This window comes from Janthinobacterium psychrotolerans, assembly GCF_001677885.1.
In the GTDB taxonomy this organism is placed as follows: Bacteria; Pseudomonadota; Gammaproteobacteria; order Burkholderiales; family Burkholderiaceae_D; genus Janthinobacterium; species Janthinobacterium psychrotolerans.
On record NZ_LOCQ01000051.1, the window covers coordinates 127980 to 145088 of the forward strand.

General features: G+C 64.2%; 12 protein-coding genes and 1 pseudogene. 10 read left to right on the forward strand and 3 right to left on the reverse strand.

All coding sequences use genetic code 11. From position 1 onward, the window contains the following. Positions 1 to 6 precede the first annotated feature (6 nt). Positions 7 to 1800: a dihydrolipoyl dehydrogenase gene (lpdA, locus tag ASR47_RS09555; RefSeq protein ID WP_065307534.1), complete on the forward strand. Its 1794-nt coding sequence runs from the start codon at positions 7 to 9 to the stop codon at positions 1798 to 1800. 160 nt (positions 1801 to 1960) lie between these two features. Here lpdA and ASR47_RS09560 read toward each other — a convergent pair whose 3' ends face one another. Further along, positions 1961 to 2608 (reverse strand): hypothetical protein, encoded by a 648-nt coding sequence (locus ASR47_RS09560; RefSeq protein WP_150127738.1) that lies wholly within the window; start codon positions 2606 to 2608, stop codon positions 1961 to 1963. 210 nt (positions 2609 to 2818) lie between these two features. On the opposite strand from ASR47_RS09560, the gene ASR47_RS09565 reads away from it, so the two are divergent. Then, the gene (locus ASR47_RS09565) at positions 2819 to 3973 is read left to right on the forward strand and encodes an STAND family AAA ATPase (protein ID WP_065307536.1); all 1155 of its coding nucleotides are present in this window, start codon (positions 2819 to 2821) and stop codon (positions 3971 to 3973) included. On the opposite strand, the gene ASR47_RS09570 is transcribed toward ASR47_RS09565, so the two are convergent. After that, entirely contained in the window at positions 3974 to 4696 is a 723-nt protein-coding gene (locus ASR47_RS09570; RefSeq protein ID WP_065307537.1) for a TetR/AcrR family transcriptional regulator, read from the reverse strand. A gap of 137 nt (positions 4697 to 4833) precedes the next feature. On the opposite strand from ASR47_RS09570, the gene ASR47_RS09575 reads away from it, so the two are divergent. From ASR47_RS09575 to ASR47_RS27870, 8 genes and pseudogenes are all read left to right on the forward strand, one after another. Beyond that, complete coding sequence (locus ASR47_RS09575; protein WP_065307602.1) at positions 4834 to 6030, forward strand: HlyD family secretion protein; 1197 nt, start codon at positions 4834 to 4836, stop codon at positions 6028 to 6030. A 6-nt stretch (positions 6031 to 6036) separates the two neighbouring features. Continuing rightward, entirely contained in the window at positions 6037 to 7635 is a 1599-nt protein-coding gene (locus ASR47_RS09580; RefSeq protein ID WP_065307538.1) for a DHA2 family efflux MFS transporter permease subunit, read from the forward strand. 58 nt (positions 7636 to 7693) lie between these two features. Then, positions 7694 to 9154: an efflux transporter outer membrane subunit gene (locus tag ASR47_RS09585; protein ID WP_245714309.1), complete on the forward strand. Its 1461-nt coding sequence runs from the start codon at positions 7694 to 7696 to the stop codon at positions 9152 to 9154. 206 nt (positions 9155 to 9360) lie between these two features. Then, the gene (locus tag ASR47_RS09590) at positions 9361 to 11079 is read left to right on the forward strand and encodes a methyl-accepting chemotaxis protein (protein WP_342670536.1); all 1719 of its coding nucleotides are present in this window, start codon (positions 9361 to 9363) and stop codon (positions 11077 to 11079) included. 48 nt (positions 11080 to 11127) lie between these two features. Next, entirely contained in the window at positions 11128 to 12867 is a 1740-nt protein-coding gene (locus ASR47_RS09595; protein ID WP_065307541.1) for a dipeptidyl-peptidase 3 family protein, read from the forward strand. 158 nt (positions 12868 to 13025) lie between these two features. Beyond that, positions 13026 to 13661 (forward strand): hypothetical protein, encoded by a 636-nt coding sequence (locus ASR47_RS09600; protein WP_065307542.1) that lies wholly within the window; start codon positions 13026 to 13028, stop codon positions 13659 to 13661. A 101-nt stretch (positions 13662 to 13762) separates the two neighbouring features. Next, the gene (locus tag ASR47_RS09605; protein WP_065307543.1) at positions 13763 to 14494 is read left to right on the forward strand and encodes a BON domain-containing protein; all 732 of its coding nucleotides are present in this window, start codon (positions 13763 to 13765) and stop codon (positions 14492 to 14494) included. A 135-nt stretch (positions 14495 to 14629) separates the two neighbouring features. Further along, positions 14630 to 14848, forward strand: a pseudogene (locus ASR47_RS27870) (MFS transporter); the annotation flags it as partial. A 91-nt stretch (positions 14849 to 14939) separates the two neighbouring features. Here the strand turns inward: ASR47_RS27870 and ASR47_RS09615 are convergent. After that, a complete protein-coding gene (locus tag ASR47_RS09615; RefSeq protein ID WP_065307545.1) occupies positions 14940 to 17084 on the reverse strand; it encodes a dipeptidyl-peptidase 5 in 2145 nt (714 codons plus the stop codon). Between the last annotated feature and the right edge of the window lie 25 nt (positions 17085 to 17109).

The window sequence follows — 17109 nt, forward strand, 5'->3', positions numbered from 1 at the left end:
GCGACTATGAGCACAGTAGAGGTAAAAGTACCGAATATCGGCGACTTCAAGGAAGTCGAAGTGATCGAGCTGATGGTCAAGGTCGGCGACACCATCAAGGTGGACCAGTCCTTGATTACCGTTGAATCGGACAAGGCCAGCATGGAGATTCCTTCGACCCACGCCGGCGTGGTCAAGGAAGTCAAGGTCAAGGTCGGCGACAAGATCGCCGAAGGCAGCGCGCTGCTGGTGGTGGAAGCGGCTGAAGGCGCGGCTGCTGTTGCGGCGCCTGCACCGGCTGCGGCTGCTCCGGCTGCCGCTGCTCCGGCTCCGGCGGCAGCGCCTGTGCCTGCGCCAGCCGCTGCCGCCATCCCGGCCGGCAGCTACTCGGGCCAGGTCGATATCACCGTCGACATGATGGTGCTGGGCGGCGGTCCTGGCGGCTATTCGGCCGCCTTCCGCGCGGCCGACCTGGGATTGACCACGGCCATCGTCGAGCGCTATGCGACCCTGGGCGGCGTGTGTCTGAACGTCGGCTGCATCCCGTCGAAAGCGCTGCTGCACGTGGCATCCGTGATCGACGAGACGGCGCACATGGGCAATACCGGCGTGACGTTTGCCAAGCCGACCATCGACATCGACCAGGTCCGTGCGTACAAGGAAGGCGTGATCAAGAACATGACGGGCGGCCTGGCCGGCATGGCCAAGGCGCGCAAGACGCAAGTGGTCACCGGCGTGGGCCAGTTCCTGTCCGCCAACCACATTGAAGTGACCGGCACCGACGGCACCAAAAAAGTGGTGCAGTTCAAGCAGGCGATCATCGCCGCCGGTTCGTCGGTGGTGAAACTGCCATTCGTGCCGGAAGATCCGCGCATCGTCGATTCGACCGGTGCGCTGGAACTGCGCCAGATCCCGAAACGCATGCTGGTCATCGGCGGCGGCATCATCGGCCTGGAAATGGCCACCGTGTATTCGACTTTCGGCGCGCGCATCGACGTGGTCGAAATGATGGACGGCCTGATGCAGGGCGCCGACCGCGACGCCGTCAAGGTGTGGCAGAAGTTCAACGAGAAGCGCTTCGACAACATCATGACCAAGACCAGGACGGTCGCGGTGGAAGCGCTGCCGGAAGGCATCAAGGTCACCTTCGAAGCGGCCGAAGCCGGTGCCACCGCGCCGGCGCCACAGATCTACGACCTGGTGCTCGTCGCGGTGGGCCGCAGCCCGAACGGCAAGAAGATCGCCGCCGACAAGGCCGGCGTGACGGTGACCGACCGCGGCTTCATCGAAGTCGACAGCCAGATGCGCACCAACGTGCCGAACATCTTCGCCATCGGCGACCTGGTCGGCCAGCCGATGCTGGCGCACAAGGCCGTGCACGAAGCCCATGTGGCGGCGGAAGCGGCCGCTGGCCAGAAGTCGCACTTCGACGTCAAGGTGATCCCATCGGTCGCCTACACGGATCCGGAAGTGGCATGGGCCGGCATCACCGAAGACGAAGCCAAGGCCAAGGGCATCAAGGTCGAGAAGGGCCACTTCCCGTGGGCCGCCTCGGGCCGCGCTGTCGCCAACGGCCGCGCCGAAGGCTTCACCAAGCTGCTGTTCGACGCTGAAACCCACCGCATCATCGGCGGCACCATCGTTGGCACCCACGCCGGCGACATGATCGGCGAGATCGCCCTGGCGATCGAAATGGGCTGCGACGGCACCGACATCGGCAAGACCATCCATCCTCACCCGACCCTGGGCGAATCGATCGGCATGGCGGCGGAAGTATACGAAGGCGTGTGCACCGACTTGCCGCCACCGCGCAAGCGTTGATTTCAAGGCTGTGCATGCAAAAAAACCCGCAAGCGATTGCGGGTTTTTTTATGGGCAGAATGCCGGGGCAGTGCGTAGGTCGGATTAGCGAGGCCTTGCCTCGCGTAATCCGACAACACCGTTGGCGCCAACAATGTTGTCGGATTACGGTCCTGCGGACCTAATCCGACCTACGTTCCTCGCTTTCGCGGACCTCGCGCAGCGACGCCGACGCCGAACCGACAAGCAAAATGATATACGCGTTCATCTCCAGCAGTTCTTCCATGAAGCCCGAATCCTGTGCCGACAGCGAGTCGAACTTTTTCTTGTCGAAGGGCCAGCCGGACGCCATCAGTACGGCGCCGCACAGGGCGGTGATGATGACCGGGGTGGCCAGCAGCTGCCAGCGCAGTGCCCAGATGCCGCGTATGCGCGAGGCGAAGGTGACCAGGTAGATCACCCAGCAGCTCCAGCCGATGCCGCGCAGGACATGCTCGGCCCAGGGCCAGAACTGGTTGCCCGGTGCGCCGAAGTCGCGGAAGACCACTTCGCGCAGCAGGAAGGAATACATCAGCAGCGACAGGCCGGCGTGCAGCATGAAGCCCACGCTTTTCTTGTCGAGCTTGCTGGCGCGCCAGCCATGCACGAGGAAAGCCAGCAGCAGGGCCACGGACTGGATGTTTTCCATCAACTGGTTTTCATCGGCCAGGTGCGGGTCGTGGCCATAGCCGACCCAGCAGGCGAGCGACAGGGTGGCCAGGAAGCCGAGCAGCGCGGCCACGCTACGGCCGGGACGGCTGGCGGGAATGCCAAGTGTATTAATTAACATTATTTTATGGTTGCAACATTGGGGAGCAAACAACTATACACGCGATCATGCGCGCACACTTGCCGCTGGTGAAAATTGGAGAGTATTGCTCCATGGAAAAAATGGCACAATACACGTCCCAGGCGAGGTTTCGCTGTGCTTGACCAAGTGGTGCGATTGTCAATTGTGGGTCTCCGGTCAAGCTGACTGTGATGAGAAAATAGTGCAACGATGAAAAAATTTACCGCCCTCCATCTTGCTGACGTGCGCCTGCGCCATGGCGACGAACAAGTCCACGCCCCCGTGCTGCATGCCCTGTTCCAGGATCTGGTCGCCTTGCGCGAGGCGGGCAAGCAGATCGATGCGATCTTCTTTACGGGCGAACTGGTGGCGCGTGATGCCTGCGCCGCCACCACGCCCGGCTATGTCTACGAATACCTGCTGCGCCCGCTGCTGCAGGCGGCCAGCGCGCCGGGTGCGCGCTTTTACCTGGTGCCAGGCAGCCGCGCGCACGCTGGCATGGCCGTTGCCACCGCGCATAGCGGCTTCAGCTTTTTTTCCGCCGGTGAGCAGGCGTCCAGCGATCAGCGCGCGCGGTACAAGAATATCCATGCCGTATTCCACGGCAACAGCCATACCGGCGACAGCCGTTCGCTGATGAAATCGCTGGCCATTCTGTACAAGAGCTGCCCGGGCAGCCTGTATGGCGGCCCGGCGCAACGCGCCGCCTATGCCTTGCTCGACTTCGATGCCGATGTACCCGCCGCGCAGTGGCGCGTGGCCGTGCACGAATTCGACGAAGCGGGCAAGGTTTTCGGCCTGTCGGTGCTGTACACGCCGAATGGCCAGGACACGGCCGAACGCGACGCCGCCCATGTGTTTTCCGCCTTGCTGCCGCGGCTGGCTGCCGACAGCGCGTATCTCGATGGCCTGCTGGGCAAGCGGACGCCGGCACAGTGTGACGAGCCCGGCGATCCGCAGGCGGCGCGCAACTTCCTGATCGAGCTCGCGTTCGTGCTGTTCGACGCCGGCAGCCTGTTTTTGCAGCAGGATGCGCTGGAACGCTTTGCCGGCGACTATTGCGCCGTCAAGGGCTGGCAGTTGTCCGCGCAACAATGGCTGGCGCCGCTGTATGAGCGGGGCCTGTTGCTGCAGGCCGGCGGCCAGGTGGTGTTTGCCTACGATTATTTCCGTACCTATTTCCTGGTGCAGCGCTTTGAAACCTCGTTCGGCCTGATGCCCTATGGTCCCGAGCGGCGCGATGGCGCGGTGTACGCGCTGCAGCAGGGCGGGGTATCGGCGGCGCGGCCTTTCCTCAACGCCCTCGGTCTCGATGCGGAACGCAGCACGCCGCCAGCGGCGCGGCAGGCCTGCAAGCGCTCCTGATCAGGCCGCCGCGTCCTGCAGGGTACCGCGCAGGAACAGATCCAGTCTGACCGCCACCAGCTTGCGCAGCTGCGCCACGTCGGGCTGGGCCGGCGGCATGAACAGCAGGCGCGACAACTGGTCGCCCAGCAGGCAGTTCAGCAAATGCATGGACAGCAGGTCCGGCGTCAGGCCTGGCCGGAACAGCGGCGCGATATCGGGCCGGCTGAAAAAGCGGGTCAGCATGTCGCGCGTCTGGCCCGGTCCCACCTTGTAGAACGTTTCCGCCAGTTCAGGATGATTGGCCGCCTCGGCGATCACCATGCGGTTCAGGTGGATGGCGGCCGGCATGGTGACGAGCTGCGTGAACAGCAGACCGAAGTCGGCCAGGATGACCGGCAGCGGACGCATGTCGGTTTCCAGCGCCGGCATGGTGGAAAAATACGCCGCGCGTTTCTGCTCCACCACCGCGTTGAACAAGCCCGATTTACCGCCGAACTTCACATAGATGGTGCGCACGGCCACATGGGCCTGGCGCGCGATCATCTCCAGGCTGACCTTGCCATAGCCCTTTTCCAGAAACAGGCTGCCCGCCGTATGCAGCAGGTTTTCCGCGCGCGCCTCCATGTCGGCGGCGCGTGGCCGGCCGGCGCTCTTGCCGCAGCAGCCTTGCTCCATGGTGTCATGGTCGGCGCTGTCGGCAGGGTCGAGGGGAAGGGTGTCGCTGAGGCCTGGCTCGGACATGGTCTGGGTCTCGTGGAAGGTAAGTAATGGCTCACACTGTAAGGCAAATTAAAATGAAATGCAATCGTTTCATTTCTTGACAAGCGGATTTGTTTGTCCAATAATGAACCTATATCATTTCATTTTTGGAGCGCAGCATGTCCACCCCGTCCAGTTCCGCCGAGCCATCCGGCGCCATCCCGCCAGCAGGCCCCGTGGCCGCCCGTATTGCGCCCGCGCCAGCTGCCGCTCCCGCCGCGCCGAATCACCGCGTCAAGATCATCGCCGGCCTGATCGTGCTGGTCGCGCTGGGCGCCGGCGCCCGCATGTGGTACCGCAGCCACTATTTCGTGGAAACGGAAAACGCCTATGTGGCCGGCCACGTGCATCCGGTGTCGTCGCGCATCGCCGGCGTGGTGACCAAGGTCTATATCGACGACAACCAGATCGTCAAGGAAGGCGACGTGATCGCCGAACTCGATCCTTTCGACCAGCGCGTGAAAACCGAACAGATCGCCGCCCAGATCGCCAGCGCCGAGCAGCAGGTGCTGCAGGCCGACGCGCAGATCGCCCAGGTCAAGGCGCAGGCGAGCGCCGCCCAGGCCCAGGTGGCCCAGGCCGACGCTCAGTTGCTGCGCAGCAAACAGGATGCCGACCGTTACGGCCAGCTCTACACCAGCCAGATGAAGGCCGTGTCGAAAGCGGAACTGGACGCCGCCAACGCCGCCCGTTCCGGCGCCGTGGCCGACCTGGCCGCCCGCCGTGACAGCGTGGTGGCCGCCAAGGCCCAGATCGGTGCGGCGCAAGCGGCGCGCGACGTGGCCAGGGCCCAGGTCGACGTGCTGCGGGTGCAGCTGAAGGACGCCGAACAGCAGCTGCAATACAACAAGATCCTGGCCCCGGTCGCCGGCCGCATCGGCAAGCGCAACGTGGAAACCGGCATGCGCGTCCAGCCCGGCCAGCAACTGACGGCCATCGTGCAGGATAACGTGTGGGTGACCGCCAACTTCAAGGAAACCCAGCTGGCCGACCTGCGCCCTGGCCAGAGCGTGCATGTGTCGGTCGACGCCATGCCGGGCAAGACACTGGTCGGTACCGTGGACAGCTTCGCGCCGGCCTCGGGCGCCCAGTTCGCGCTGCTGCCGGCCGATAACGCCACCGGCAACTTCACCAAGATCGTGCAGCGCGTGCCGGTCAAGATCGTGTTCCAGCCGCAGGACATCAAGGCCATGAACGGCCGCCTGGTGCCGGGCATGTCGGTGATCGCCGAAGTGGAAATCAACCAGCCGGACAATCAGCCCGCGCGCCACGCGGCCGCACCTGCCAACGCACCTGCCGCCAACACCGCCCGCTAACGTCCCATGAGCAGCCCCACAACCACGCTGGCGACACCGCCGGCCTTCCCCGTGCTGGACGACAAAGTCTCCGGGCGCACCTGGCTGGCGGTCGCCGCCGGCATGCTGGGCGCCTTCATGGCGGTGCTCGACATCCAGATCACCAACTCTTCGCTCAAGGATATCCTGGGCTCGCTGTCGGCCACCCAGGAAGAAGGTTCGTGGATTTCCACCGCCTACCTGGTGGCCGAGATCATCGTCATTCCGCTCACGGCCCTGCTGGCGCGCGTGTTCGGCATCCGCACCTACATGATCGGCACCACCTCGTTCTTCCTGCTGTTCTCCACCCTGTGCGGCGCGGCCTGGAACCTGGAAAGCATGATCGTGTTCCGCATGCTGCAAGGCTTTACGGGTGGCGCGCTGATCCCGATGGCGTTCACGCTGGTGATGCTCAAGCTGCCGCCGTCGAAGCGCGCCACCGGCATGGCCATTTTCGGCCTGACGGCGACCCTGGCGCCGGCGATGGGGCCGACCCTCGGCGGCTATTTGTCCGAGCTGTATGGCTGGCCGTCGATCTTCTACATCAACTGGGTGCCGGGCCTGCTGCTGATCGTCGGCATGATCTATGGCCTGGACCGCGAGCCGACCAACCTCAAATTGTTCTGGAAGGCCGACTGGCTGGGCATCTTCTTCATGGCGCTGGGCCTCGGCTGCCTGACGATCTTCCTGGAAGAGGGCAATTCGAAGGACTGGTTCGATTCCGGCTTCATCATCGCCTTTGCCGCGCTGGCCCTGACGGGCATCCTCGGCTGGGTGGTGACCAGCGCCACGCGCGCCGAACCGTTCGTCAACCTCGGCCTGTATGGCCAGCGCAACTTCCTGGTCGCCACCGTGCTGTCGGCCGTGACCGGCATGGGCCTGTATGGCTCGGCCTTTCTGCTGCCGCTGTTCCTGGGCCAGATCGCCGGCTACTCGCCGATGCAGATCGGCGAAGTCATCATGTGGGTCGGCCTGCCGCAGCTGTTCATCATGCCGTTTGTCGCCAAGCTGTCGTCCGTGGTCGACAACCGCATCCTGTGCTCGATCGGCCTGCTGCTGTTCGGCGGCTCGTGCATGATGAACGCCTACATGGACGCCTCGACCGGCTACGACCAGCTGCTGTGGTCGCAGGTGGTGCGCGCGCTGGGCCAGCCCTTCGTGATGCTGACCCTGTCGAACTTCGCCATGAAGGGCATCGCGCCGAAAGACATGGCGTCGGCCTCGAGCCTGTTCAACATGACGCGCAACCTGGGCGGCTCGATCGGCATCGCGCTGCTGGCCACGGCGCTCAGCACCCGCGAGCATTTTCATTCGCAGCGCCTGGGCGAAGCGATCAATTCGTTTTCCAGCGCCACGCAACTGCGCCTCGACCAGCTGACGTCGTCGTTCATGGCCAAGGGTTTCGATCCGGTCACGGCCGGCAACCAGGCCTTGCAGGCGATCGACGGCATCGTGCGCCGCGAAGCGTATGTGATGGCCTACAACGACGGCTTTTTCCTGATCGGCGCCATCCTGCTGGGCTGCATCGTGCCCCTGTGGCTGGCCGACAAACTCAAAGCCCCCGGTGGCGGTGGCGGCGGTCATTGATCGCGTATTGCGGCGATTGCGCCCACTGCGCCCACTCAAGAACAAGAAGGTACACATCATGAATACAGTTATGACCAAACTCGCCGCCGCGGCCTCGCTGGCCGTGCTGCTCTCGGCCTGCGGCACCGTGGGCCAGGACTTCAAGGCGCCCGCCAACGTGGCCGGCATCGATAGCGCCACGTTCCGCCATGGTTCGGGCGCGGCGGACGCGGCGCAGTTGCCGGCTCAGTGGTGGAGCGTGTTCGGCGACGACACGCTGAACGGCCTGGAACACAGCGCGCTGCGCGACAACCCGAGCGTGAAAGCGGCCGGCGAACGCCTGCTGCAGGCGCTGGCGCAAAGCGGCACGGCGCGCGCCAACCAGGGCCCGAGCGTGAACCTCAGCACCGGCATTTCGAACGCGCGTACCTCGGCCAATACCTCGCAGGGCCTGGCGCTGGGCAACCGTTCGATCAGCGGCAACAATTTTTCGGTCGGTGGTTCGCTGTCCTACGAGATCGATTTGCTGGGCCGCGTCAAACGCATGGTCGAAGCGGCCGACGCGCAGGTACTCGCTTCACAGGCCGAGCGCGACGGCGTGCTGCAGATGCTGTCGGCGCAAGTGGCCAGCAACTACTGGCAGCTGCGCGGCCTGGACGCGGAAATCACCATCCTCAATGGCGCCCTGGACACCCGCCGCGAGTCGGCGCAGCTGGTCGAGGCGCGCTTCAATGCGGGCCTGACCAATGAGCTCGACCTGGCGCGCGCCAGGGTCGAACTGCAGAACGCGCAGGCCGACCTGCACGAGGTGAAACGCCAGCGCAACCAGCTGGAAAACAGCCTGGCGACCCTGACCGGCAAGCCGCCGGCGGCGCTGCAACTGCCCCTGGCCGCCGATCCGGCCGCCTTGCCGCAGCCGCCGAGCATTCCCGTCGGCCTGCCGGCGAGCCTGCTGTCGCATCGTCCGGACCTGGTGTCAAGCGTAGCGGGGCTGCGCGCGCTCAATGCCCAGGTGGGCGTGGCCGAAGGCGCGTTTTATCCGTCGCTGCAATTGACGGGCAATTTTGGCTACGCCTCGGAAAAGCTGCGCGACCTGGCGCAGGGCGGTTCGCGCCAGTTCAGCGTGGGGCCGCTGGCGCTGTCGCTGCCGATCTTTGACGGCGGCCGCAACCAGGCCAATCTCGACCTGTCGAAGGCGCGCTACAACGAAGCGCTGGCCAACCATGAAACGAAACTGCTGACGGCCTTGCGCGAAGTGGAAGACGCCTTGTCCGACGTCGAGCAGCGCCAGTTGCAGGGCGACGCCCAGGCCCTGTCGCAGCAGGCGGCGGCGCGCGCCTACCTGGTGGCGCGCACGCGCTACGAGCGCGGCGTATCGAACTACCTCGACGTCACCGACGCCCAGCGCAGCTCGCTGGCGGCCGACCGCGCCGCCGTGCAGATCAAGACCCAGCGACTGCTGGCCACCGTGGCCGTGGCCCGCTCGCTGGGCGCCGGCTGGCAGCCGCAGGGCGACCTGGCCAAGGTGGTGTCCAACTGAGGTCCACCGTTTACGTGAGCGTGGCCGGTGGCGGTGTCGCCGCCGGCCCGTAGCGTTGCGCAGGAGTTCAAGGTCATCAGATGTAAAAACCATGACTTTTGAACCGCCTCGGGCAGGCTGCCGCCATTCATGATAAATTAACTTTTATTTCCAAACGTCAACATCATGGTGATGGTGAATTTGGACACTTTCATGGATAAATGAATATGCAAAGCACCAAAATCAGCACCCGGCTGTATACGGGATTCGGCCTGGTCCTGTTGCTGCTGATCATAGTTACCGCACTCGGCATCAACCGTGTGCAGAAGATCGACGCCATCCTCACCAGTATCAGCGACGTCAACAACGTCAAGCAGCGTCATGCGATCAATTTCCGCGGCAGCGTGCATGACCGCGCGATCGCCCTGCGCGACGTGGTGCTGGCGGCCGACGCCGCTTCCGCCAAGCCGGAGATCGCCCGCATCGAGACCCTGGCCGCCAATTACGCGCAGGCCGCCACGCCGCTGGACCAGATCATCGGCAGCGGCAAGGGCGTGACCGAAGCGGAACGCACGGCGCTGGCCGCCATCAAGGCCAGCGAAGCGAAGGCCCAGCCGATTATCGCCAAGGTGATCCAGTTGCGCCTGGCCGATGACGTGGCCGGCGCCACCGCCTTGCTGCAGCAGCAGGGCGCAGCCGCCTTTACGGGCTGGCTGGCGTCTGTCAACCAGTTGATCGACCTGGAAGAAAAGATGAGCCGCGAACAGGCCGACAGCGCCAGCACCGTGGCGCGCAGCTTCTTCTTCTTCATGGTGCTGTTGTGCCTGGGCGCGATCGCCATCGGCACGGCCGCCGCCTGGCGCATCAGCCACGGCCTGCTGCGCCAGCTTGGTGGCGAGCCCGACTATGCAGCCGCCATCGCCGGTGAAATTGCCGCCGGCAACCTGGCAGTGACCATCACCACCCAGCCGAACGACCGCAACAGCCTGCTGTACGCCATGCGCGGCATGCGTGACAGCCTGGTCAATATCGTCAGCCAGGTACGCGCCGGCACGCAGACCATCGCCACCAATTCGCGCGAGATCGCCGCCGGCAACCTGGACCTGTCGAACCGCACCGAGCAGCAGGCCGGCTCGATCGAGGAAACCGCCACCTCGATGGAGCAATTGACGGGCACCGTCAAGCAGAACGCCGAGCACGCCATTGAGGCGAACCAGCTGGCCGTCTCGGCCTCGGGCGTGGCCGTCAAGGGCGGCGCCGTGGTGGCGCAGGTGGTGCAGACCATGGCCGCCATCAACGAGTCGTCGAAAAAGATTGTCGATATTATCGGCGTGATCGACGGCATCGCCTTCCAGACGAATATTTTGGCGCTCAATGCCGCCGTGGAAGCGGCGCGCGCCGGTGAGCAGGGCCGCGGTTTTGCGGTGGTCGCCACCGAAGTGCGCAGCCTGGCCCAGCGCTCCAGCCAGGCCGCCAAGGAGATCAAGTCGCTGATCGACGATTCGGTCGAGCGGGTCGACACGGGCGCGCGCCTGGTCGATGAAGCTGGCACGACCATGCAAGACATTGTCGACAGCGTCAAGCGCGTGACCGACATCATGGGCGAAATCAGCGTCGCCACGCGCGAACAGTCGTCCGGCATCGAGCAGGTGAACCAGGCGATCGGCCTGATGGACCAAGTGGTGCAGCAGAACGCGGCGCTGGTCGAGCAGTCGGCCTCGGCCGCCTCGTCGCTGGAGGAGCAGGCCGGCAGCCTGTCGCAGGTGGTCAGCATCTTCAAGCTCGACAATACCCAGATGCCGGTGCAGGCACGAGCGCAAGCACACGCGCCGGTACGCAAGGCGGCGGTGGCGGCCAGCAAGCCCGCACTGAAGCCGGCGAGCAAGCCAGCACCCAAAAAGCTGGCCGCCAAGGCGCCGGCCGATGACGCATGGGAAGAGTTTTAAGCACCATGCGCATACAATGCGGACCTTACATCGTTTGTCGAGGTCCCCATGAAACACTTCCTGTTCCCGCTGCTGATGGCCGCTGCCGTCGGCAGCGCCTGCGCCGCCGCCGCCCCCACTTCGGCGAGCACCCCCGCCAGCGTCACACAATTGTCCGCCATGAGCGCGCGCTATGCGCCGGTCGAGCTGACGGCCGACACCAGCCACCTGTCGGCCGGCGACCGCCAGGCGATTGCCAAGCTGATCGAAGCGGCCAGGCTGGTCGATGTGCTGCAACTGCGCCAGCGCTGGTCCGGCAATGAAGCGCTGTGGGCGGCGCTGAAGAAAGACAAGTCCGCGCTGGGCCGGGCCCGCCTGAATTATTTCTGGATCAACAAGGGCCCGTGGTCGGTGCTCGACGGCCACGCCTCGTTCATGCCGCCGTCCTATGCCGGCATCACGATTCCCGCCCATAAACCCGAAGCGGGCAACTTCTATCCGCAGGGCGCCACCAAGGCCAGTCTGGAAAGCTGGATGAACGGTTTGTCGGCGCAGGATAAACAGCAGGCGCAGTGGTTCTTCACCACCATCCGGGCGGGCAAGGATGGCAAGTACGCCACCGTCAAGTACTCGGACGAGTACAGGACCGAGCTGACGCAGCTGGCCAAGCTGCTCGACGAGGCGGCGGCCGCCACCGACAATGCGTCCTTGAAAAAATTCCTCACCCTGCGCGCCAGGGCTTTCCTCGACAACGACTACCTGCCGTCCGACTTCGCCTGGATGGATCTCGATTCGCCGGTCGACATCACGATTGGCCCGTATGAGACCTATAACGACGAATTGTTCGGCTACAAGGCCGCTTTCGAAGCGTATGTGAATATCCGCGACCAGGCCGAAACGCAGAAGCTGAATTTCTTTGCCAGGCACATGCAGGAGCTGGAAGACAACCTGCCGCTTGACGCGCAATACCGCAATCCAAAAGTGGGTGCACTGGCGCCGATGGTGGTGGTCAACCAGGTGTATGGCGCCGGCGACGGCAATATGGCGGTGCAGACGGCTGCCTACAACCTGCCGAATGACGAGCGCATCATCAGCGCGCGCGGCTCCAAGCGCGTGATGCTGAAAAACGTGCAGGAAGCCAAGTTCAAGGCCACCTTGACGCCGATCTCCAGGCTGGTGCTGACGCCCGAGGCGCAGCAGGACGTCGACTTCAACTCCTTCTTCACGCATATCCTCGCGCATGAAATCATGCATGGCCTGGGCCCGCATGCGACCACCGTCGACGGCAAGGCGTCCACGCCGCGCCAGGACCTGAAGGAAACCTATTCCACCATCGAAGAAGCCAAGGCCGATATCACCGGCCTGTTTGCGCTGCGCTACATGATGGACAAGGGGCAACTGAACGACACCTTGGGGCAGGGCGAACTGGCCGAGCGCAAGCTGTACAACACCTTCCTGGCTTCCGGTTTCCGTACCCTGCATTTCGGCCTGACCGATGCGCATGCGCGCGGCATGGCGATCCAGATCAACTACATCCTCGACAAGGGCGGTTTTGTTTCCCTCGGTGATGGCAAGTTCGGTGTGGATTTCGGCAAGATCAAGCAGGCCGTGATCGATCTGGACCGTGAATTTTTGACCATCGAAGCGACTGGCGACTATGCGCGCGCGCAAGCCCTGATGACGAAATACGTGGTGATCCGTCCCGAGGTGCAGGTCGCGCTCGACAGGATGAAAGCCGTGCCCAACGATATCCGCCCGGCCTTCGTGACAGCGCGCGTGCTGGACCAGGCCGTCAGGGCCGCCAAATAAACCGTTGAAACAGCAACTGTCAGCACTATCTGAAGCCGGCCGACACGCCGGCTTTTTTTGCGAGTTTTTTTTCGGAAAGTTGCTACTTTTTCCTTGTGGAAATATTTTTCCCGCTTACTCTGCAGTATCAATTCTCTTCCCTGATGACTGTGCCACCCATGTTGAAACTGTTTCCGCTGTTGAGCCTGGTTCTGTTTTCCCTGCCTGCAGTGGCTGCTTCTTCGCTGACTGCGCTGGAAACGCGCTGGCTGAAAGCGGCCGCGCCCGTGGTCAGCTATGCACGCGAGCAAGGCTTGCCGCTCGATATCGTGGTCCAGCCGCAGGAGGCGCCCGGCAGCGTGCCGCTGGCGCTCGGTTTCGACGGTGGCCGCTGCAAGCTGGTGCTGTCGATGCGCGGCAATGCGCAGGCCGAAGCGGTGCTGCAGGGTGTGCCGTCCGCGCGCCAGGGCCTGATGATCGCCGCCATGGCGGCGCACGAGATCGGCCACTGCCAGCGCCATGCGCAGGGGGGCGGTTTTGTCCAACGCGGCATTGTGCGCAGCGACCTGCGGGAGCAAGGCGAAACGCGCCGCGAAGAGGGCTATGCCGACCTGGTGGCGCTGGCTTGGGTCCATGCGCGCCACCGTGACGCATATCAGGAGGTGCTGGCCTGGTTGCGTTCGGTGCGCCAGGAGGGTGGCTCACACGACACCCGGGCCTGGCTGGCGCTGGCCGGCGACAGCACGGTGTTTGATACGGCGCAAACGCCGTTCAAACAGGCTGATCTGCTATGGCGCCAGGGGCTGGGGGAGTGATAGTTGTCACTCAGGAAGACTGAACTGGGTGCGTTGTCGCACAGAGGTTTGCGCGCGACAGGGGTTTAATCGGGGCACTAACCAAACCGAGAGGTCCCATCATGAACAAAATGCTCTCCTTCGTGCTGGCCGCCAGCGCCAGTGCCCTGCTTGCCGCCGCACCGGCGTATGCGCAAGATACCTCCTATAAAACCCTGACCGACCAGGCGGCGGCCACCTACAAGCAGGCCAGGGCCGCCTGCGACAGCCAGTCCGGCAATGCGAAAAAAGTGTGCGTGGAAGAAGCCAAGGTCGCCCGAGCCAAGGCCGAGTCCGATGCCGTGGCCCAGCACCGCAACACGCCGCGTGAACTGTCCAAGGCCCGCAAGGACGTCGCCAATGCCGAGTATGACCTGGCCAAGGCCCAGTGCGGCGACCGCAGCGGGGCCGACAAAACCACCTGCATGACCGACGCCAAGGCCAAACAACGCGCCGCTCTGGCCGACGCCAGCACGGGCGCCGCCGCCGGCACCAATGTGGCGCAAGCCCCCGCGCCTGCCAGCCGCGAAAACTGCGACGCCATGGATGCGGCCGACAAAGCCGCCTGCGTCACGCGCAACGCCGCCGGCAGCACCAAAAATGTGGTGGCCGACACCGTCATCACCACCAAGATCAAGGCCGACCTGGTCAAGGATGAAGACCTGAAAGCGATGGACGTGCACGTGGAAACCGTGAACGGCGTCGTCATGCTGAGCGGCTTCGTGCCGTCGCAGGCCCAGGTGCAGAAAGCGGCCGACCTGGCGCGCAGCGTGGAAGGCGTGACGGATGTGAAGAATGGCTTGAAGGTGAAGTAAGCAAGTTGCAGCGAAAGTCCGGGCTCAGTCGCTGCGCGATCGTAATACGTCCCATTGGGGCGTATTACCCCGTCGGGACCAGGCGTTCCCGTCCGGCCCTGGCTCTCCGCCGCGTACTCGCGGCGCCTGAAGTGGCGCTGGTTCGATACGCACTGCGGCCTGCTGGTCGGCGTGCTGGCGGCCGGTTCGGCCACCGGACAATTGCTATTTTTGCCGGTCGGCGCCTGGCTGATCGAACACGTGGGCTGGCGCATGGCCGTCATGCCCGTGTTGGTCAGCTGCGCCTTGGTCGCCATGCTGGCGTTTCTCTGCATGCGCGACCGGCCGCAAGAGGTGGGCCTGCGTGCCTATGGCGCCGGCCGCATCCGCACCCTGATGCTGGCCTACAATCCGGCCCTGTGCGCGGCCGGCGCCGCCTGCGAGGCGGCGCTGCTGGTGCTGGCGATCAGTTCAAGTACTTCGCCAGCCAGCCTTGCACTTCGCTATAAAAAAAGCGGCTGTTCTCGCCCTTCATGATCCAGTGGTTTTCGTCCGGGAACACCAGCAGCTTGGCCGGCACGTTCAGGCGCTGTTGCACGGCAAAGTTCATCAGCGCATTATTGGCCGGCACGCGGTAGTCGAGCTCGCCGACGGTAATCAGGATCGGCGTCTTGAAACCCGTGCCTTTGTCGTGGTTGCCCGCTTGCATGATCGGGCTTTGATCGCGCCAGACGGGCAGGCCGGACCAGGCCGGGCCGCCGGCATTGACTTCGCGCCCGAAGCCGCCGTCGCTGGTGCCCCACTGCATGATCAGGTCCATTTCGCCCGCATGCGAGACGATGGCCTTGTAGCGCGTGGTGGTGGCCTGCAGCCAGTTGGCCAGGTGGCCGCCATAGCTGGCGCCGCCGGCCGCCAGCTTGCCGCCGTCGATAAACGGGTATTTCTTGATCGCTTCATCGACACCCTGGTTGATCTCGTCGGCCGGGCCTTTGAGAGGGTCGAACTGGATCGAGCGGGCAAATTCCTCGCCATAGCCGGTGGAACCCTTGTAGTCGGTCAGCAGCACGATATAGCCGGGCTGGGCCAGCAGGTGATAGTTCCAGCGCAGCACGAACTGGTCGCGCCACATGCTGGCCGCGCCACCGTGAATCACGGTAAACAGCGGGTATTTTTTGGCCGGATCGAAGTTGGCCGGCTTGACGATCATATTGTGGATCTGGCGGCCGTCCGCCGTCTTGAACCAGAAATGTTCGGGCGCCTGCCAGTCGATCGTTGCAGCTTTTTCCGTGTTGAAATTGGTCAGGCGTTCAGGCTGCTTGCCGTTGAAGGCATAGATTTCGGGCGGGTTGATGCTCGACTCCCACACGCCGACCAGGGCCTTGCCGCCGCTGCTGAGCGAGCTGATGCTGCCGGTCGCCAGGGACGGCTCCTCGCGCACCTCGCCGCCTTTCACGTCCATCGAATACAGCTTTTCCAGGCCCGCATGTTCATAGCTGAAGATGACGCGCTTGCCGCCGTCTGGCAGCACGAAGCGCGAGATCGAACGGTCCAGCTTGTCCGTCAGGATGACCGGCGCCGGGCTGACCATTGGCCAGGCAAAGCTGGCCAGGCGTTTCACGTCGTACACCTTGCCCGGTGTTTCGGCGTCGCTCAGGGCGAACAGGGTCTTGCCATCGCCCGAGAATTTCAGGGAGCCATAGCTGCGCTGGTCCTGCGTCAGCCGCTGCGCCTCGCCACCGGCGGCCGGCACCAGGTACAGCTGGGAATAGGTGGCGGCGCGCTGGGCCGCATCGCGGTTGGTGGCGGCGTTGAAAACGATGGCCTTGCCGTCCGGGGTCCAGATGGCGTCGAGCGACTGGCCTTCATCGCCGTTGCCGCCGCCAAAGCCGGGCAGGGTCACCAGCTGGGTACCGGACAACATATCGCGTGGCGTGGCATCGGCCTGCGCATCGACAATGAACAGCCGCACCTGCTTGTCGGTCAGCCATTTGTCGAAGTGGCGCGGCGCCGTGGTTTCATACGAGCGTGCGCTGTACTTGCGTTCCTTGCGCTCTTTCGCGCTCTGTTTGACGTCGGCTTCGGTCTTGTTGCCGGGATAGATATCGCTGGTAAACAGCAACTGCTTGCCATCCGGACGCCATTTCGGCATGCGTGCGCCCATCGTCAAGCTGGTCAGGCGCTGTGCTTCGCCGCCGGCCACCACGTCCAGCCGGTAAATCTGGCCGGCCTCGTCGCCATCGCGTTTGGCGACAAATACCAGCTGGCGGCTGTCCGGCGACCAGGCCACGGCGCTTTCACCGCCTTTGGAAAAGGTCAGGCGGCGCGGCGCGCTGTCGTCGGTCAGCGACTTGATCCACAGGTCCGACCATTGCTCCTTGCTGTCGTAGGCGCTATCGACCACGGCAAATACTGCCCATTTGCCGTCCGGGCTGGCGACGGGCGCACCGACCCGTTTCATCAGCCACACGGCTTCATGGGTAATGGCGTGTCTGGCGGACTGCGTGGCGGTAACTGGTGCCGCTGCCGTGGGTTCGGCGGCGTGGGCAAGCGAAACACACGCCGCTGCGATCAGCAAGGCGGCGAGGGAAGGGCGAAGACGCGGTGATGTCATGTGCTGGATCCTGATTGAATGTAGA